Annotated in this window: 13 protein-coding genes; 5 read left to right on the top strand and 8 right to left on the bottom strand. The window is 57.1% G+C overall.

Features of this window, described 5'->3' with window-relative positions; all coding sequences use genetic code 11:
• The first annotated feature begins 34 nt into the window (after nucleotides 1–34).
• Nucleotides 35–1,069 carry a zinc-binding dehydrogenase gene (locus K3752_RS05990; RefSeq protein ID WP_260065534.1) on the top strand — a complete coding sequence of 345 codons (1,035 nt, stop codon included), beginning with the start codon at nucleotides 35–37 and terminating at the stop codon, nucleotides 1,067–1,069.
• Nucleotides 1,070–1,270: 201 nt separating this feature from the next.
• On the opposite strand, the gene K3752_RS05985 is transcribed toward K3752_RS05990, so the two are convergent.
• Nucleotides 1,271–2,830 carry a fasciclin domain-containing protein gene (locus tag K3752_RS05985; protein ID WP_170368237.1) on the bottom strand — a complete coding sequence of 520 codons (1,560 nt, stop codon included), beginning with the start codon at nucleotides 2,828–2,830 and terminating at the stop codon, nucleotides 1,271–1,273.
• 212 nt (nucleotides 2,831–3,042) lie between these two features.
• Here K3752_RS05985 and K3752_RS05980 point away from each other — a divergent pair, with 212 nt between their 5' ends.
• Nucleotides 3,043–4,782, top strand: a complete 1,740-nt coding sequence (locus tag K3752_RS05980) for a type I secretion system permease/ATPase (protein ID WP_260065531.1) — start codon at nucleotides 3,043–3,045, stop codon at nucleotides 4,780–4,782.
• Nucleotides 4,779–6,104: an HlyD family type I secretion periplasmic adaptor subunit gene (locus K3752_RS05975; protein WP_260065529.1), complete on the top strand. Its 1,326-nt coding sequence runs from the start codon at nucleotides 4,779–4,781 to the stop codon at nucleotides 6,102–6,104. Before K3752_RS05980 ends, K3752_RS05975 begins: the two co-directional genes overlap by 4 nt.
• A 193-nt stretch (nucleotides 6,105–6,297) precedes the next feature.
• Here the strand turns inward: K3752_RS05975 and K3752_RS05970 are convergent, their stop codons facing one another.
• From K3752_RS05970 to K3752_RS05960, 3 genes are all read right to left on the bottom strand, one after another.
• Nucleotides 6,298–6,849, bottom strand: coding sequence for an alpha/beta fold hydrolase (locus K3752_RS05970; RefSeq protein ID WP_260065526.1), 552 nt, complete (start codon nucleotides 6,847–6,849; stop codon nucleotides 6,298–6,300).
• Nucleotides 6,850–7,178: 329 nt separating this feature from the next.
• Nucleotides 7,179–8,255 (bottom strand): PLP-dependent cysteine synthase family protein, encoded by a 1,077-nt coding sequence (locus K3752_RS05965; RefSeq protein ID WP_260065523.1) that lies wholly within the window; start codon nucleotides 8,253–8,255, stop codon nucleotides 7,179–7,181.
• Nucleotides 8,256–8,368: 113 nt separating this feature from the next.
• Nucleotides 8,369–9,901: a phospholipase D family protein gene (locus K3752_RS05960; protein WP_260065521.1), complete on the bottom strand. Its 1,533-nt coding sequence runs from the start codon at nucleotides 9,899–9,901 to the stop codon at nucleotides 8,369–8,371.
• A gap of 981 nt (nucleotides 9,902–10,882) precedes the next feature.
• On the opposite strand from K3752_RS05960, the gene rsgA reads away from it, so the two are divergent.
• Both rsgA and K3752_RS05950 read left to right on the top strand, forming a co-directional pair.
• Nucleotides 10,883–11,965 carry a ribosome small subunit-dependent GTPase A gene (gene rsgA / locus K3752_RS05955; RefSeq protein ID WP_260065519.1) on the top strand — a complete coding sequence of 361 codons (1,083 nt, stop codon included), beginning with the start codon at nucleotides 10,883–10,885 and terminating at the stop codon, nucleotides 11,963–11,965.
• A 4-nt stretch (nucleotides 11,966–11,969) separates the two neighbouring features.
• Nucleotides 11,970–12,737, top strand: coding sequence for a VOC family protein (locus K3752_RS05950; protein WP_260065517.1), 768 nt, complete (start codon nucleotides 11,970–11,972; stop codon nucleotides 12,735–12,737).
• A 531-nt stretch (nucleotides 12,738–13,268) separates the two neighbouring features.
• Here K3752_RS05950 and K3752_RS05940 read toward each other — a convergent pair.
• Genes K3752_RS05940 through K3752_RS05925 form a run of 4 tightly spaced genes read right to left on the bottom strand, consistent with a single transcriptional unit; the run spans nucleotide 13,269 to nucleotide 18,387 of the window.
• Nucleotides 13,269–14,957 carry an ABC transporter ATP-binding protein gene (locus K3752_RS05940; protein WP_260065515.1) on the bottom strand — a complete coding sequence of 563 codons (1,689 nt, stop codon included), beginning with the start codon at nucleotides 14,955–14,957 and terminating at the stop codon, nucleotides 13,269–13,271.
• The gene (locus K3752_RS05935) at nucleotides 14,954–15,868 is read right to left on the bottom strand and encodes an ABC transporter permease (RefSeq protein ID WP_170339892.1); all 915 of its coding nucleotides are present in this window, start codon (nucleotides 15,866–15,868) and stop codon (nucleotides 14,954–14,956) included. Before K3752_RS05935 ends, K3752_RS05940 begins: the two co-directional genes overlap by 4 nt.
• Entirely contained in the window at nucleotides 15,865–16,833 is a 969-nt protein-coding gene (locus K3752_RS05930; protein ID WP_170357427.1) for an ABC transporter permease, read from the bottom strand. Before K3752_RS05930 ends, K3752_RS05935 begins: the two co-directional genes overlap by 4 nt.
• Nucleotides 16,834–18,387 carry an ABC transporter substrate-binding protein gene (locus K3752_RS05925; protein WP_260065512.1) on the bottom strand — a complete coding sequence of 518 codons (1,554 nt, stop codon included), beginning with the start codon at nucleotides 18,385–18,387 and terminating at the stop codon, nucleotides 16,834–16,836.
• Nucleotides 18,388–18,434 lie beyond the last annotated feature (47 nt).

Raw genomic sequence — 18,434 nt, 5'->3', positions numbered from 1 at the left:
TTCGCGGTCGAAGAAACCATTTTGGGAGCGCGAAGTGCGAGCTGCAGTCGTTAGAGAGTTCAACGAAGACCTTTCGATTGAAACGGTCCCAGACCCAACCTGCCCCGACAACGGAGTGGTCTTGGAGGTCGCCGCCTGCGGCGTGTGCCGCTCGGACTACCACGGCTGGTCCGGTGCCCACCCGAAAGTTCAAAACGGCTCCATTCTGGGGCACGAGTACTGTGGAACCGTTGTCGAGGCCGGGTCGAATGCGAAGCACAAGGTGGGTGATCGCCTCATCGCCCCATTCATCCTGGGGTGCGGCAGTTGCCATGCCTGTCAAACCGGAGTGTCGAATACCTGCGCCAACCAGATCGTTCCCGGATTTGGCGCACCGGGCGCCTATGCGGAATATGTTGCGGTGCCCTTCGACCATAACTTGGTTCACTTGCCAGACACACTCTCCCCTGCCCTCGCCGCCGGCCTGGGCTGCCGCGTCACTACCGCATGGCATGCTTTGACGGACCGAGCAGATGTTGCTGCGGGCGAATGGGTTGCTGTCCATGGAACCGGTGGAATTGGTCTGTCCGTTCTCTTGCTTGCGAAAATGCTGGGATGCCGGGTTGTCGTGGTGGATGTGGTCGATGAGAAACTCGAGCACGCAAAACTCCACGGCGCGGACGCGACGGTCAATGCATCCGAAGAGGATGCGGCGACCGCGATCCTGGAAATCACCGGTGGAGGAGCGCAGGTTTCCATCGAAGCGCTGGGCATCGAAACCACGACGAATGCTTCGCTGGAGTGCCTCGCGATCTTGGGCCGTCATGTACAGATTGGGATGCCGTCGGGTGAAGGTTGGATGCGCATGAACATGCGCGCGATATATTCCAAACAGCTCTCGGTTTTTGGCACCCGGGGCATGCCGTCCTGGAAATACCCGCGTCTGCTTGGACTGATCGAGCGGGGTGACGTTGACATACAGCCGATGGTGGCCCGAGAGGTCCGCCTTGCGGATGCCAGCGGTGAGCTTCGCGCGATGCGTGGCCCGACCTCGCCCGGCACCGCCGTAATCACAAGTTTTCGACCTTGATTGGGTGCCTGTGCCTTGCAGGATGCACGCGGACCCAAATAGTTAAAATATTTAAAAATAATGACTTAAGGCGAGTAACGCCGTTTGCCCGGGCTGTCGCCACACACACGCCAAAACACTGTTCCCGAAAAATATTGTGAAGCCGTTTCAACAAGAAAAGCCCGCCCAAACAGTTTTGGTCGGTCCAGGCGGGCTTGCCTATCAGAGAATGAAATCACCTTCGTCTAGGCTGCTGGCGCGGACGCCGAACAACGAGATTTCCGTGTCTCCCAAATCGATCTTGGTCTTGAAGAAACGGCCGCTGATCGCATCCTCGACTTCCTCGTAATCTGTGAAGCCATATGCGCTGAGGTCGATCTTGTCGCGACCTGCGCGAAAGCCGAACACAGTGTCATGACCGCCGCCTTGTTCGAAGACGAAGCTGTCGGAGCCCGAGCCGCCGATGAGTTTGTCGTTTCCGCCACCGCCAGAAATTTCGTCATTTCCACGGCCGCCGAAGATGATGTCGTTTCCACCCTCGCCGTTCAGGGTGTCGTCACCCTTACCGCCGAAAACTTTGTCCCGACCGTCACCGGCGAGAACCAGATCGTCACCACTTCCTGCGAAAACGATATCGTTGCCGCCTTTGGCATCGATCAGGTCATTGTCCCGACCTGTGCGGATAACTTCGCGGCCGTCGTCTCCGATGACGAAATCGACTGCCCCTGAACCGTCAGATTGCAGCAGATCGGCGGGCAGCAGAACGCCGTTCAATACATGGATCACACCGTTCGACGCCTGAATGTCGGTCGCGATGAGGCTTGGATCCTGAACGTCCGGATCGGCATCGACCAGGGTAAGGGTCTCGGCATCCACACCAATCGTGCCGCCCTGGAGCGTTTCGATTTCCTCAGACGCCAGAACCTGGCTGGCCTGCAGGCTTTCACCCGAGACATGGTATGTCAGCACCGTCGTCAACAGCTCGATGGGATCGTTTCCGCCGTTGAGCAAACGCAGTGCGTCAACAAGGTATGCAAACGCTCCGCCCTCATCGCTGCCTTCGTATCCCAGTGAGTTCGAGAGCGCGATGAACGCGTCATCGGTCGGCGCGAAGGCGGTAAGGTCGGCATTCGGGTCATTAAGGGCGCCCGCCAGATCAGCCGCGATCAGAGCTTCTCGGAGAATGTCGAAATCACCTCCGTTTTCGTCAAAGCCGGATGCGCCGCTTACCGCCAGAACGGTTTCCGTAATCGTCGGGGCGTCATTGCCTGGCAGATCGATCGGCAGCAGAACGCGATCAATCACGTGGACCACGCCATTGTCCGCCAGGATGTCTGTCTGCACCAGCGACGGATTGATGAGGTCCGGCTCCAGATCGCCAAGTGTCGGCAGTTCAGACGCGTCGATCACTCCGCCCTGAAGTGAGGTCACCGAACCCGCCGACGCAATCTCGGACGACCCTTGGGTGCCTGCTGCAACATGATAGGTGACGATCGTCTCAAGCAGCGTTGCGGTTTCCACCGGATCTTCGTTCAGAGAGGTCAGAAATGCGGTTACGGCTGCGGTGTCAGTAACGTCGCCCGCAAAACCCAGATCAGCTGCAAGCTGCCCGAATGCCGCGTTTGTCGGGGCAAAAACCGTGTAGGTCGCAGAAGGGTCACCGGCAGTTCCACTGAGGACACCAAGGTAGTCAGTCCCCTTCTGGTCATCGATAAAACCTATTGCTGCGACAAGAATGCTAAAGCTTGGATTTCCTGCGGCAATTCCTGCAATTGTCGTCATAATTTCCTCCACCTGAGATTTGCAAGCCAATGATTGGCTTACCGCTGGTACGGAGCGCACAGGCCGTTCGGATCAAATATTTCTGAATCACGATATGTCCCCGGCGGTACCGTGTGGATCGTTCCGGCGCCCACTGAGGCCGAAACCAAAAACAAATCCAACCGGGTCAGATCAGCGTATCGGTCATCAGTTGAGAGCAAAGGTGACGGCCAATGGGAAAACCCAAATTCGTAGTTGAAACGGGGCGTCAGGAACTGCGCGAAGTGCGTCGGGAAAGCTGGCGGCTGTACGTTTTTGTCGGTGTTCTCAGTTGCTTCACCAACCTTCTGATGCTGACCGGGCCATTGTACATGCTGCAGGTGTACGACAGGGTTTTGGGCAGCCGATCCGTGGAAACGCTGGTCGCTCTCTCGGTGCTTGTTGCGTTCTTGTACGGCATTCTGGGCCTGCTTGAATATGCTCGGGGAAGGATTTTCGGACGCGTCGCGGCGCGTTTCCAGGCACGCCTTGACCGTCGGGTATTCGAGGCGGTGCAGCGCAAGGCCTCGGTCGCTCCGGACGATCAAACGGAAACCGGCCTGCGCGATCTTGAGGCTGTTCAGCGGCTTTTGTCTTCTCCGGTTCCAATGGCCTTTTTCGATGTGTTTTGGACTCCCGTTTTCCTTTTGGGCATCTGGATATTCCACCCTTGGCTTGGTGCTGTCGCTGTGCTGGGTGGCTTGGTCATCTTGGCACTTACCGGCTTGAACCGAGTTTTTTCGGCACGCCCCATGTCGAATGCCAGCCGTGCTGTCGCCTCGTCCGAAGCAATGTCCAACCAGCTGCGGAACGAAGCCGAAATCGTTGAGGCGATGGGTATGCGCGATGCGACCTTCACGCGGTGGAAGACGTTGCGCGACCGGGCGCTGAAGGAGCAGATCCGCTCGGCCGACGTAAGCGGCAGCTTTGCCAATGTAACAAAGACTTTCCGGTTGTTTTTGCAGTCGGCCATCCTTGGCGTCGGTGCATTTCTTGTGCTTCAGGGGGAACTGACTGCAGGCGCAATGATTGCCAGCTCAATCCTGCTGGGCCGGGCGCTGGCGCCCATGGAGCAGCTTGTGGCGCAATGGCAGTTGGTTCAGACCGCAAAAAGAGGCTGGGACAATCTGGCCGAACTGCTCGGCACCGTACCGCCCGAACGTGTGAATACGCGACTGCCGAAACCCAAAGCCAAGTTGGTTGTTCAAAACCTGACCGTCTTTCCGCCGAACTCACGGCAAGCCGCTCTGAAATCCGTTTCGTTCAGCGTGATACCAGGCGAAGCAGTTGGCTTGATTGGATCATCCGGCGCGGGGAAGTCCACACTCGCCAGATCCTTGACTGGCGTATGGCGTCCGCACAGCGGCACGATCCGGCTGGATGGCGCCGCGCTGGATCAATACGGCTCGACCGAACTTGGCAGCCTTATCGGCTATCTTCCGCAGCGGTTTCAACTGTTCGACGGCAGCATTGCCGAAAACATTGCCCGAATGGCGCCCGAGCCGGACGATGCCGCCGTCGTGGCAGCCGCAAAGAAGGCAGATGCGCATGAGATGATACTGCGGCTCGCTGATGGCTACGACACCTACGTATCGGCGAACGGAGGGCAGCTCTCCGGTGGTCAGATGCAACGTATCGGCCTTGCCCGCGCCATGTACGGAGACCCCGTGCTGCTCGTGCTGGACGAACCAAATTCAAACCTCGACGTCGAAGGCAGTGCCGCGGTCAATCGCGCAATTGAAGAGTTCAAGGCAAACGGAAAATCCGTGTTGATCGTGGCCCATCGACCGGCCGCAATCCAGGAATGCGACAAGCTGATAATGCTGGAAAACGGCACCGTCCGGGACTTCGGCGCCAAGAAAGACGTGCTTCGGAAACTCGTTATCAACCACGAACAAATCGCAAAAACCGCCAGACAGGGAGGCCTGAAATGAAACCGGAACGGTCCGACATCAACTCGTCCCTTTCCTGGTCAGCGCGCGGACCAGTGCTCGTGGGTCTCGTGGGTCTGATGCTGTTGCTTGGAGGCTTTGGATATTGGTCCTTCACGACCAATATTGCCGGGGCAATAGTTGCCAGCGGTCGAATTGAAGTCGATCAAAATCAACAGGTTGTGGAACACCCCGATGGCGGCGTGGTCGCCGAGATACTTGTCGACGAAGGGTCCCTGGTCGAGGCCGGTGATGTCCTGATCAAGCTGGCATCCAATGACCTTGCCACCAAATTGGCGATCGCCGAAAAAGAGCTTTACGAACTCATGGCCCGCCGCGGCCGGCTTGAGGCGGAAAGAGACGGAAACGAAGAAATTCGCTTTGATCCCATACTTCAGCAAACCGCATCTTTGGACATCGACATCGCGGACTTGGTCTATGGGCAGGAACGATTGTTTGTGGCGCGCAAGCAATCCATCGCGCAGGAGATCGATCAGCAAGTCAAAAGGGTTGGTCAGATCGACAGCCAGATTGTCGGGATTGATGCTCAAAAACTGGCGCTTGCCACCCAGCTGGACCTGATCCGAAAGGAACTGACGGATCAGGAGTCTTTGTTTGAACGCGGATTGGCCCCCGCATCCCGCGTTCTGTCATTGCAACGGGAAGAGGCACGCCTGAGCGGCACGATGGGTGACCTGACAGCCCGTATCGCGGAATCCGAAGGGCGAAAGACAGAAATCGAGATTCAGATCCTCAAATTGCAAAGCAAACGTCGCGAAGATGCCATTACCCGCCTCAGGGACCTACGGTATCGGGAACTGGAGTTGCGCGAGGAAACGACGAATATTGCAGAGCGTATCGCCAACCTTGAAATCACGGCGCCTGTCTCTGGGGTCGTACACGGATTGAACATCTTCAGCCTTGGCGCGGTTGTGAAACCGGCTGATCCGGTATTGTACCTGGTTCCGCAGGATCGTCCGCTGATCATAAGTGCCCGCGTCGACCCCATTCACGTCGACCAGATGTTCGTCGGACAAGATGTCGTTTTGCGCTTTTCGGCCATGGATCAGCGCAAGACGCCCGAATTGACAGGACGGGTCACCCTGGTTTCTGCGGATGCGTTCGAGGAAGCTTCGACAAACCAGACCTACTACACAGCCGAGATCGCACTGAACGCCGGCGAGCAGAAAAAACTGCCCGCGGAAACACCTCTGGTCCCTGGAATGCCGGTCGAAACCTTCATACGGACGCAGGACAGAACACCGATTGCCTACCTGATCAAACCGTTCAGCGACTACTTTGCGAAAGCATTTCGTGAGACTTGAGTGTGGGCCCCGTGTCGCCGTCAAATCGAGCCACGAGCGATTCACATAGGTCTTTCTGGCCCTGCGCGGAAAACCCGTGCGCTGCGACTGGCACGAAGATAAACCCGCTTGGCTCTTGAATAAACGCCAATGAAACTTCAACAGCCCGAACTCGGCTGTTTCCTGCAGAGCGCCCTGCCGCCTGCAGTGCCCATCACTCAAGAAAGTCGGAGACCAGAAGCTGGAATAGTTCAGTTTTCTCGGCATGAACCGCATGGGCGCAACCCGGCACGACCGCAAGCGAGGTCTTGGGGATTTCTTGCCAAAGCATATGCGTCTGGCTCCACGGATAAGTCCGATCCCGATCGCCCCAAAGCACAAGTGTTTCCTGCCGGATTTGGCTGAGGTTCTGCTCTCCGGACCAGGAGTGCATCGCGTCCAGGCCGGCGTTTATTGCAGCCAGTTTGCTTTGCGCGGCGACAGCGGCGCAGTGCTCAAACCCTTGTGCGGCTTCACGATCCAGAAACCAAGTTGCAGAGATCCTTTGGGCAGTTGCGGCGGGGCCGTCCTCTGCCGCACGCTTTTTGCTTTCCTCAATGGTCTCGAACCGCCCGGGTAAAACGCCAATCGCGCCGGTTGCGTACAACACCAATCGGTCCACCCTTTCAAAATCCCGGCGGGCAATTTCCTGAGCGATCATGCCGCCCATCGAATGGCCCAGAAGATGATACATCCCCAGCCTGAGGTCGCGGAGGTGCTGGATCACCCAATCCGCCTTGCACAAGGGCACCCAAAAGCCTTTCAGTTGACGGTGCAAATTCTGTACTTCCCTCGAAGAAGCAAGTCTTTTGTCAACGATAGGCTTTGTCGATCGACACTTCAGGTCAGCATTCGACCGCACAGACGCGGCCGTGACACAGGAAACTCGGCGGCTATCGGTTGAGGTCCGCTCAACTTCTGAATCACAACCCAACCGGATCGTTTGACCGTCTGGCCACGCATTGCGGCAACCACGCTGTCCGCAGATTTTCAGACGGCATCAACGCCGCAGATCGAACGTTCTAAAACCCGGATAGACTAGCAACGAGGCCAGGCTCACTCAGACGGCATTTGCGCCGTTGGTGTCGACATGGAAATCGCTCGTTCCTCATCCGTCATATCTTCGGCAATCCCGTCAAAGAGCGGTGTCGAAAGATACCGTTCGCCTGTGTCGGGCAGCATCACCAGCATCACCGATCCGTCCGGGGCGCTTTTGGCCACTTCCATTGCGATGGCAAATGTGGATCCCCCTGAGATTCCGGTGAAGATCCCCTCCTCTGCGGCCAGACGCCTGGACCAGGCGATGCCGTCCGCTCCGGCGACGGGAAGCAGTTCATCATAATATGCATTGTCCAGAGCTTCCTGAAGCACATACGGGATGAAGTCGGGCGTCCAACCCTGAATGGGATGCGGTTCAAAGGCCGGATGGCTCTCAGTGGGCTGATGGGCCTCGTTGCGGGTGTTCACGTAGCCAGACCCGACAATCGCAGCGTTTGCAGGCTCGGTCAGGATGATCTTGGCGTCAGGTCGATCGCGCTTGAGCACGCGCGACACGCCCGAAACGGTGCCGCCTGTTCCATAACCGGTGATCCAGTAATCAAGCCGCTCTCCTTCGAAATCGCTGAGTATTTCCCTCGCTGTCGTGGCCTCGTGGATGTCGGCGTTGGCGCTTGTCTCGAATTGGCTGGCGAGAAACCAGCCATTTGCCTCGGCCAACTCCTTGGCCTTGGAGTACATCCCAAAACCCTTGAGCGCACGAGGCGTCAGCACAACCTTGGCCCCAAGAAACCGCATCAACCGGCGGCGTTCCACCGAGAAGCTGTCAGCCATAGTGACCACAAGCGGATAACCCTTTGCGGAACATACCATCGCAAGACCAATCCCGGTATTTCCCGAGGTAGCCTCGACGACCGTTTGCCCGGGTTTCAGCCGACCTTCCCTTTCGCCAGCTTCGATGATGTTCAGCGCAAGGCGGTCCTTGACCGAGCCCGCGGGGTTGAAGGCTTCAAACTTGACGTAGACCGTCACGTTGGCCGGCGCGATTTTGTTGATGCGAATGCACGGCGTGTTGCCGACCGTGTCCAGGACGCTGTCGTATAGACGGCCGCGCCCGGATGTGGTTCGAATTTCCATGTGCCCCTCCTACTTATCCACTTTTCTTCAAATGCGAAGAAGACTGCCACAAGCGCGATGCAATTGATAGAACGTCAACAGCACAGTAGAAGAACGGACCTTCTCCCACGCTACTAAAGCTGAGAGCCGATTGGCAAAATACTGAAAAATCCAGCGACGATATGATCCCAAGCCGAACCCGTTGGTTCAGAGTCATATTCGAGGATTTCTCCGTTCTCGCCCCGTGTTCTCCATTTGAGTTGGCCAGCACTCTCCAGCGTCACATGATATGTATATGCTGGAAGCGCATCGTCCAAAGCACCCATGGTTTGTGCGGTCAACGCCGGAGAGTCGATGAGAATGCCCATTTCTGTGTTTATGTTGACTGAACGAGGGTCCCAATTGAACGAACCGACAAACAGATATCTGTCATCGACAGCGAACGCTTTGGAATGAAGACCCGACCGAGATTGAGCCCAGTTTATTCCACGACGTTGGACCTGATAAGCGTCAGGCCGCAATTCATAAAGCTCGACCCCACCACGCAGCAACGCCCTGCGTTTCTTGGCGTAGTGCGCATAGACTGGTGCTACGTCGTTTGAAGCAAGCGAGTTGGTTACGACTTTGACTTCGACACCTCGGTTTTCCAGTTCGGTCATCCACTTCACGCCGTTGTTGCGTGGCACGAAGTAGGCCGAAACGATATTGACCTCCCTGTCAGCACCTTCGAAATACGGCAGCAGTTGCGACGCAAGAATTGGATCTGAGTTATCAAGCCCTGCGGCTTTGGAAGGCGGATCGGCGTAGAGTTTTGCGGGCACCCAATCCAAGGAAAGCGTGCCGTCTGCAAAATTCTCTCTTGCAGATTTTCTGAGAGCTTCGCCGTACTGGGTCTGCTTTGCCGCCTCCACAAGCTCATTCAGTCTGCTTCGCGCTTGGCCAAGCGAAAATTCTTCAGGTTGCCCGACGACCACGCGGGCCGGAACCGCGAACTCACTGTTCCAATATTCGTCAAAGCTATGTGAAACTTCATTTACGACAGGACCGGCTGCCAGAACATCCAGATCCGCATAATTCATTTCCTCCCGCGCCAGGAAGTACTCGGCGCCGATATTCCGACCACCAACAATTGTGAACACGTTGTCTGCGGTCATCGACTTATTGTGCATTCTGCGATTAATCCGCTTGAAGTCCGTGAGCCCGGCAATGATCAGGCTTTGGTCGCGCCAGAAAGGATTGAACAGACGGATTTCAATATTCTCGTGGTAGTCCAAAGCGGCTGTCATCGCGTCGTATCCGGATGTGTCCATGTCATCCAAAAGCAAGCGAACGCGTACGCCTCGATCCGCCGCCTGCAAAAGGCTGGCCGCAAAGAGGTGACCTGTCGGGTCGTTATGCAAAAGGTAGTATTGAGCGTCGATCGATTGTTCAGCCGCTGCAGCGAGTAGAAGCCGTGACACCAAGGCTTGTTCACCGTCGCTGATCAATTTGACACCGGACCGGCCGTCTTTGGGGTCCCCAAGCCGGGTCGCCGTCTGCCCAAGTGTGCTGTTTGTCCTTGCCGAGAATGAAACCGAATTGGTTTTCTCATATGTACGAACTTTTGGGGCACAAGCGAAAAGAGCGAATGTGCAGAACGCACAAAACATGATTGTCCAAGGCTTCATCGATTTCCTCCGCTCGTCACACATAGGTGACTACGCCAAGAGGCAAGAATGCAAGTATGTTCCGAGAAAGGTGGGGAGGTTTCCTGAAGTAGTGTCGTTCCAGAGGAATTGCGGCTCAAAGCCAGCCAGCCGGTCACGACTGAAAATTTTTTCGGCTGACGAAGCGCCCTGTCCACAATCGAAAGGCAATCTGTTCGTCGCTGAATCGTTTCCGCGGCATCGCCAGACTCCCTTGTTGCCAGAAATGTACCCAAAATCTCGTACTCGGTTCGGACCAGTTTCAGGGGTCAAGACCACCCTCTCGGCGCGCCCCGAAAAAAGGTGCACGATTCCAAGGGTGCTTTTCATCAACGGGATCGCAGTGTCGCGAAAAAAGCGGCAAAACTCGTCTTCTTTACCTGACCGCGTCGTCACCTGAAAAATTCGCATGATCATACATCCGTCCTCCCAAAGGTGCGGTTTCTGAATGTATGTGTGCCTCGCACGATCCAGCTTAGCGTACTCGATACCGAGTGTCAGTTTAGGGCTCGGAGCAGTCGCTTATAGTCCAATTCGACAGGCGCATTGCGGACGAAGCCGCCTAATATTCAGCTTGTTGGGGTGTGTGATAACGGCCCAAGGAGGACCTTGGGGAAATTTTGACCCGGTGCCGTCAACTGCTGTTTCTAGCACAAAAGGCTGCTACGCGGGTAAAGCTCACACACTCTTCTTCGTGTTGAACGGTTGCTACAGAGAAGTGACGAAGTGCGCCAAATCACCGGTCAACTGTTGTGTTCTGCCCGCGGTCTTCCTATGTGCACTTCATCGGAAATGGAGATTTTATGTCCCGGTAAGGAAGGGAGGCAGCGCCTCCCGGAGCATATTCAAAATCTGAAGCACCGCCGTCGCTTTGTTGCCGACGGAGTGTTTTGATGTGCGCACTCTTTCCTACCATCAGCGCCCAAATCTGACCTGGGCCAGAGACATGAAAGTGAACACCCTATGACAAGGGATTACTCCGACTTCCTTCCGCTTCGCGCAAGCGACGCCGGATCGCACGCCAATCCCAGCCCTCTTCAGGCATTGGGATGGCAACCGTTTTTCGCCCAACAGATCAGCGTAGAGGACTTGTCGGCGACACCTCCCGTTCGCGTTGTCGAAGTGCATCGCAATGGGCTGCATGTCGTCGGTGACGGCATAGATACGGTACTTCCGCCGGGAGCCGACGCAACTGTCGGAGACTGGCTGATGCTGGACTCCACACGTCCGCGCTCCAGTCGGGTTCTTGAGCGCACAAGCCTCATAAAGCGGCGTGCGCCCGGAACCGACCGGCAGGAACAACTGATCGCGGCGAACATTGATACGGCCTTTATCGTCACGTCTTGCAATCAGGACTTCAAGGTGGCCCGGCTGGAACGCTATGCAGCTCTGGCTTTTGAGGCACGGATGACACCCGTCATCGTCGTCACAAAGACCGACCTCGTGACAGACCCGCAGAACTATGTCGACGCTGCCCGCGCGGTATCGGACATGATCGATGTGGTCGCCCTTGACGCCCGCGGAGACGCGCCCCGGACAAAACTGCTTCCCTGGTGCAAACCCGGCAAGACGGTGGCGTTTCTCGGCTCATCTGGTGTTGGTAAATCAACTTTGGCCAATGCGCTGCTCGAGAGTCAGTCCATTGAAACCCAAACCATTCGTGAGGACGACGCAAAGGGGCGGCATACGACAACGCGGCGCGAGCTTCATGCGATGCCCAATGGCTGTCTGGTCCTGGACACTCCGGGCATGCGGGAACTGCAGCTCACCGATGCAGCGGAAGGCATAAATGATCTTTTCGCCGACATTCAGGAGTTGGCCGCACAGTGTCGATTCAAGAACTGTCAGCACGATTCTGAGCCGGAATGCGCTGTTTTGAAGGCAATCGATGAGGGTGTTCTTGATGGCGATCGGCTTCGCAGATGGCGCAAGCTCATGGCCGAAGATGCGTTTAACTCGGCGAGTCTTGCGGAACGCAGGTCGCGCGACAAGGCGTTCGGGAAGATGGTCCGCGGAGTCAAAAAACTCAAAGATGTCAGGAAGTAAGGCAATGACACAGTCGAAAGCCGGTCAAATCGTATGGCATGACCTATTCACACCGGAAAGGGCGCGTTCAATGGCATTCTACCAGCACGTCGCCGACTGGACTTATGACGTCGAGCGGGCATCGGATTTTGCATGGGGTGGCGGCGAGCAGGATTTCGTCCTCGCCCTTTCTGGTGACGAAGCGGGCGCGGGGTTAATCGAGACGCCTCCAGAGCAAGCGAAGGGCTGGGTCGCCTACATCGAGGTCCCCGACGTGGACTGGGCGGCCAAGCGCGTCGACACGCTCGGAGGCAAAATCGTTCGGGAGCCATTCGAGGTGCCGGGCGTCGGGCGCAACGCACTCGTTCGCGATCCGTTCGGCGCGTTGGTGGGGATTTCGCTGTCTCGGCACAGTTTCGCCGTGCCGAGACGGCAGTTTGGCCCTGAAGTGTATATCGGCAACGGTGATGACTTTCCGCAAGCGTTCTACATCGAACTCTTCGGATGGCAGGTGTCTCCAGATCGGGACCAGGATTGCGCCACTCTCCTCGGGCCTCGGGGCCGTCTTGTTGCAATCCAGCATGCCGCGACTTGGGCACCCGCCTCAAACGCATCTTGGGTCCCGAGCCTAAAAGTTGCTTCAGTCCCTGACGCCTTCCGTGCGGCTGAAACCAAAGGCGCACGTCCTGCCTCCTTGAATGTGAGCGAAACCGTTCAAGCTCAAATCCCCATCCTGTTTGATCCGGACGGAGTGCCGTTTGCGTTCGGCGTCAAACCGACAAACCCTTCCTAGCCACTGGCAAATTCTACTCAGGAACTGCGGAGCGGATTTTTTCCGCTCTGCAGGGTCCGGAACTCAGCGCTTATGCGCGCTGTTGGACAGTGTGCTGGTCGGAATCCAGCAGCCTTTTTTTGTTTCTGATGTCTGTTCTCCGATGCTTTGGTCCGGCATAGGGAATGTGTGCCTTAGCCGCTCGGTTTGAGACCAATGGCCGACACCGAATCCCCTACAAGTCTCGCGTGCTGCCGTGTCGAGGTGTGTGGCGAGGCGTGGGAAGCTGTTTTTCAAGGGATATCCTGAATTCTGAAGTCGCAAACCGTATTGCTGCCGTCGGCTGTAGCCGCGACGCAGACCTCATTGACCGAGATTGCATTTCATTCGGCTTCGTCCGGGTCCAAAACTGGGTCGACAATGAGTACCAGACGCTTTGCGATGGAGCCAATTCAAGTCGGTGTTTTAGTTCAAACTACCGTTGATTGCTTGCCCGTGCGCCTCTCAAACACCTTCTTCTGGAAAAACCGATGCAAGACCAAACCGTTAAGGTCATGCCAATTGCTTTAGCCGTGGCATCAAATCCAATAGTTCCCGCGTATACGGATGCTCTGGTGCTTCGAACAACGAGTCCGTCTCCTGAACCTCAAGCAGCTTCCCATGCCGCATCACGCCCACACGGTCACACATCTGACGTACGACCGGGAGATCATGGCTGATAAAGAGCATAGTCAGGCCAAGATGCTCCTGCAGGTCTTTGAGAATGTTCAGGATTTGCGCCTGAATGGACACGTCCAGGGCGCTGGTCGGCTCATCGCAGATCAGAAAACGGGGCTGAGTTGCGAGGGCGCGAGCAATACAAATACGCTGACGCTGCCCACCGGAGAACTCGTGTGGATACTTGCGCCACGCGTCCTTGGCCAGGCCAACCCAGTCAAGCAGTTCGCGCACGCGCGGTTCAATAGCGGGCTTGGGCAGGATTTTGTGATGATGGATGGGCTCGGCCACGAGGTCCCCGACCCTCATCCGGGGATTTAGGCTGGAGAACGGGTCTTGAAAGATCATCTGGATCTGGCGGCGGTAGGCTTGCAGGGCCTCTGCCTCCATGGCTGTGACGTCTTCGCCATCAAAGATCACTCGACCACCGTCTACGGGATAGAGTGTTCCAATCATCCGGGCGACTGTGGACTTGCCAGAGCCACTTTCGCCGACAAGGCCGAAAACCTCACCGTCGCGAATGTCGAAACTCACCTGATCGACGGCAGTGAAGTACTTGCGTTGCGAGGGCAGCAGCCCGCCCTTTTGCAGGAACGTCTTAGTAATGCTTTCGATTTCCAGCAGTTTGCCGGATTTGGACAGATCGGTCTTGTCCCAATGGGCCGCCAGATCGTCGATCTTGAAGGTTCTTTCCCGATCGCCATAATTGACCACTGGGAAACGCTCGACTTTGGTGTGCGGCCGCGGCACGGCGGCAATCAAAGATTTGGTATACTCATGTTTCGGTGCGCCGAGGATCTGATCGGTCGTTCCGCTTTCAACCACATGACCGGAATACATCACGGTTACCGAGTCGGTGGTGTCGGCGATAACGCCCATATCGTGGGTAACGAGGATCACGCCCACCTGACGCTCTTTCGCCAGTTCCTTGATCAGATCCAGCACCTGCGCTTGGACAGACACATCCAAGGCCGTTGTGGGTTCGTCCGCGATCAGAACACTGGGCTCGGTACAGAGCGCGAGCGCGATTACCACCCGCTGACGCATGCCACCGGAAAACTGGTGCGGATACTGGTTGAAACGGTCCGCCGGGTCGGGGATGGACACGCGATCCAGCAGCGCAATGGCGCGTTTTTTGGCCTCGGAAGCGGACAGGCCGAGGTGAAGCTGGATCGTCTCGACCAATTGCTCACCCACTGTGAACAACGGGTTCAGCGAGGTTAGCGGGTCCTGAAAGATCATCCCGATCTCTTTGCCCCGGATTCGGCGTTTGTCCTCGGCGTCCAGTTCGTCAATCCGGCGACCGTTCAGCCAGACCTCCCCTTCGGAGACATGAGCCGGGGGATCCAGAAGGCCGATCACGGCGTTGCCGGTCATGGACTTGCCAGCACCGCTTTCGCCGACAACGCCCCGGATCTCGCCAGGATGCAGGTCGTAGGTCACATGCTCGACCGGCTTGAAGATGCCGTGGCGTGTCGGGATTTCCACAGTCAGGTTGCGGATCGAAAGAACGGGATCGGTCATTTCAGCCTCGGGTTCAGAACGTCACGCAGCCAGTCGCCCAGCAGGTTCACACTCAGCGCCAGTGCCAGCAAGGTGCAGGCCGGGAAGAACAGGATCCACCACTCACCCGAGAACAGAAATCCCTGTCCGATGCGGATCAGCGTCCCCAGTGAGGGCTGTGTCGGTGGCGCGCCAACGCCAAGGAAACTGAGCGTCGCCTCGGCAATGATCGCCAGCGCCAATGAGATCGTCGCGATCACCAGCACCGGTGACAGCACGTTGGGCAGGATATGGCGCAGCATGATGGTCAGCGGGCTTTGTCCGATGATGCGCGCGGCGGCGACGTAATCTTTGTTCTTCTCAACCAACGTTGCGCCCCGGACGACACGAGCGAACTGCACCCAATCGGACAGTCCAATGGCCAGGATCAGCACCCAGATCGCCATCTGGTCGCGATACTCCACCGGGGTAATGCCTTTGGCGATCCCAAAGATCAGCATGGCCAGAAGGATCGATGGGAAAGTCAGCTGCACATCCGCCGTGCGCATGATGATGGTTTCGGTCCAACCGCCGAAATACCCTGATAACAGGCCCAGAATGATCCCCAGAACCATCGCGAACAGAACGGCCGCCACCCCAACGAATAGCGAGATCCGCATTCCGTAGAGGATGGTCGAGAACACATCACGCCCCTGATCGTCTGTGCCCATCAGGAAGGTTTCGCCTGTAAAGGCATTGGGTTCCATCGGCGGGGTGAAGCCGTTCATCAGGTTCAGGCTGGCCGGATCAAACGGGTTTGTCGGCGCAATCAGTGGTGCGAGGATCGTGGCCAGGATCAGGATCAATGCCACTGTCGCCGACACCATGGCGACAGGCGAGCGGCGGAAGGCGTAGAACTGGTCGCTGTCCAGAATGCGTTTCACACGGCTCATGCGCTGACCCTCAGGCGCGGGTCGATGAAGGCGTAAAGGATATCGACCGCAAGGTTGATGGTGACAAAGATGACCGAGATCATCATCAGGTATGCTGCCATGACAGGGATATCCACGAATTGGATTGCATTGATGAACAGAAGGCCCAGGCCCGGCCACTGAAACACCGTCTCGGTGATGATGGCAAAGGCGATGATGGCCCCCAGTTGCAGGCCGATAATCGTGATGACCGGGACCATGGTATTCTTCAGCGCATGGCGGAAATTGATGGTCCGGTCACTCAGCCCACGGGCGCGGGCAAAGCGGATATAGTCTTGCCGGAGTACTTCCAACATCTCGGAGCGCACCAGCCGCATGATGAGGGTCATCTGGTATAGACCCAGTGTAATCGCGGGCAGGATCAGCGCCTTGAGTCCACTGCTTGTCAGCAAGCCGGTGTTCCACCAGCCCAGATCTACGACTTCTCCGCGTCCAAAACTGGGCAGCCAGCCAAGTTCAACTGAGAAGATGTAGATCAACAGGATTCCGATCAGGAACGTCGGCAGGGACACCCCGATCAGAGAGGCTGACATGATGAAGTTCGCTGCAAACCCGTCTCGCCGGATTGCGGTGAACACACCCAGCGCGATGCCCAAGACTATGGCAAATACGGCTGAGACCAGCGCCAGTTCCAACGTTGCCGGAGCGCGTTCGGCCAGGATTTCCGCGACCGGACGCCCTTGACGGAAGCTGACGCCGAAATTGCCCTGTACCGCTTCCTGCAGAAACTTCACATATTGCACCGGAAACGGCTGATCGAGCCCCAACTGCGACCGCAGACGTTCCACATCTTCCATGGTCCGCTCTTGCCCCAGCATGTTGTCGATCGGATCTCCGACAAAGCGGAACATTGAAAAGGCGACCAGGCCCACGACGAACAGAACCAGCGCCGACTGAGCCACACGCCTGATAATGTATGACAGCATTTAGTTGACCGTTACCCAGCGCAGAAGGAAGAAGTTGTCGGGCCGTTGTGTCAGCTCGATATTGCTGCGCGCGCCCCAGACCAGCGGTTGAACGTAAAGCGGTACATAGGCCACCTCATCGTGCAGGATACCTGCCACCTCGTCCAGCATTGCCTGACGTGTGGGTTCGTCAATCTCGGACTGGATCAGCGGCAGCAATTCATCCACGCGAGCGTTCGAATAACCGCCAAAGTTCCACGACCCCAACTTCTTTTCCTCATTTGGGGTCGAAGCGAGGAAACGCACGGGATGCTCGGCATCAAACGTACCAGGTGACCAACCCAACAGATACATATCAAAATTGTCGGCCCGCAGTTCCGGCCAGTAGTTCTGAACCGGCATCGCATCGAGCGTCACGTTCAGCCCGGCCTGAGACAGCATGGCGGTGATCGCCTGACAAACGGCTTCGTCGTTCAGGTAGCGATTGTTGGGGCACTTAAAGCTGATCTCGGCCCCCTCAGCTCCAGCCTCAGCCAGCAAAGCTTTGGCGCCCTCGGGATCGTAGCCATAGGGGTCCGCATTCGCAGCCGAATAGCCACGCATCGCGGGACTGACCAACTGGCTCGCCACCTCAGCATTGCCGCGCATGATGGTTTGCAGGATAGCGGGAACGTTAACTGCCTTTGCTACCGCCTCACGGACGCGCACATCTCGGAAAAGGTCCGAGCCACCCTGCCCGGCTTCGCTCGCGCCTTCCTGCTGATCAAACCCCAGCATGATCACGCGCGCTTCAACGCCCTGAATGACCTTCACATCCGGATTGCCTTGCAACCGAGCCACATCCTGAATTGGGACCGGGTTGATGAAGTCGACATCTCCGGACAACAAAGCCGCCAGGGCGGTTGCCGGGTTTTGGATTGGCACCAATTCAGCGCGGGTCAGGTTGTGTTCTGCTGTGTCCCACCAGCCGTCGAACGGCTCCAGAACAGTGCGCAGGCCCGGCTCTCGCGCGGTGACTCGGAAAGCACCGGTACCATTGGCGTTCAGGGTCGCATAGTTGCCCGATTCTTTGTCAGGCAGTGCTGCGTCGTTTGCCTCGGCCCAGCCGCTATCCATAATCATCCAGTTGGCAATGCTGTCCGGAAAAATCGGATTCGGCGCAGTCGTCATGACATCGACGGTGTAGTCGTCAACCTTCACCACCTCGCTGACGGGCGCGAACCAGCTGCGTGTGTCCGAGTTTTCGTCAGACGCCCGCTGGTACGAGAAGATGACGTCATCCGCATTGAATTCAGAACCATCATGAAACGTTACGCCCTCGCGCAGTTTGAACCGCCATCCAGCTCCGTCCCCGATGGTTTCCCAACTCGTGGCCAGCGCCGGTTCAATGGTCATGTCCTTGCCCCTGCGCACAAGCCCTTCGTAGACGTTGTTCAAGAAACCTAGAACCGGGGCAGAGTTGACAGCATGAGGATCCATTGTTTGCGGGTCCGTTGTAACGGCAAACGTGAACTCTTCGCCTGCGACGGGCAAGGCAAGCGCGCAGAATAGCGCGGCAGTGGTCAGACGTTTCATGATAGCTCCCACTCTTTGGTGGCGGGCCTCGCATCCCGAGGCCCGGC

Origin of the sequence: Ruegeria sp. B32 (assembly GCF_025141855.1) — a bacterium.
Classification (GTDB): domain Bacteria; phylum Pseudomonadota; class Alphaproteobacteria; order Rhodobacterales; family Rhodobacteraceae; genus Ruegeria; species Ruegeria arenilitoris.
The sequence above is the reverse complement of the archived record's forward strand: the minus strand, read 5'-3'. Positions and strand labels throughout refer to the sequence as shown.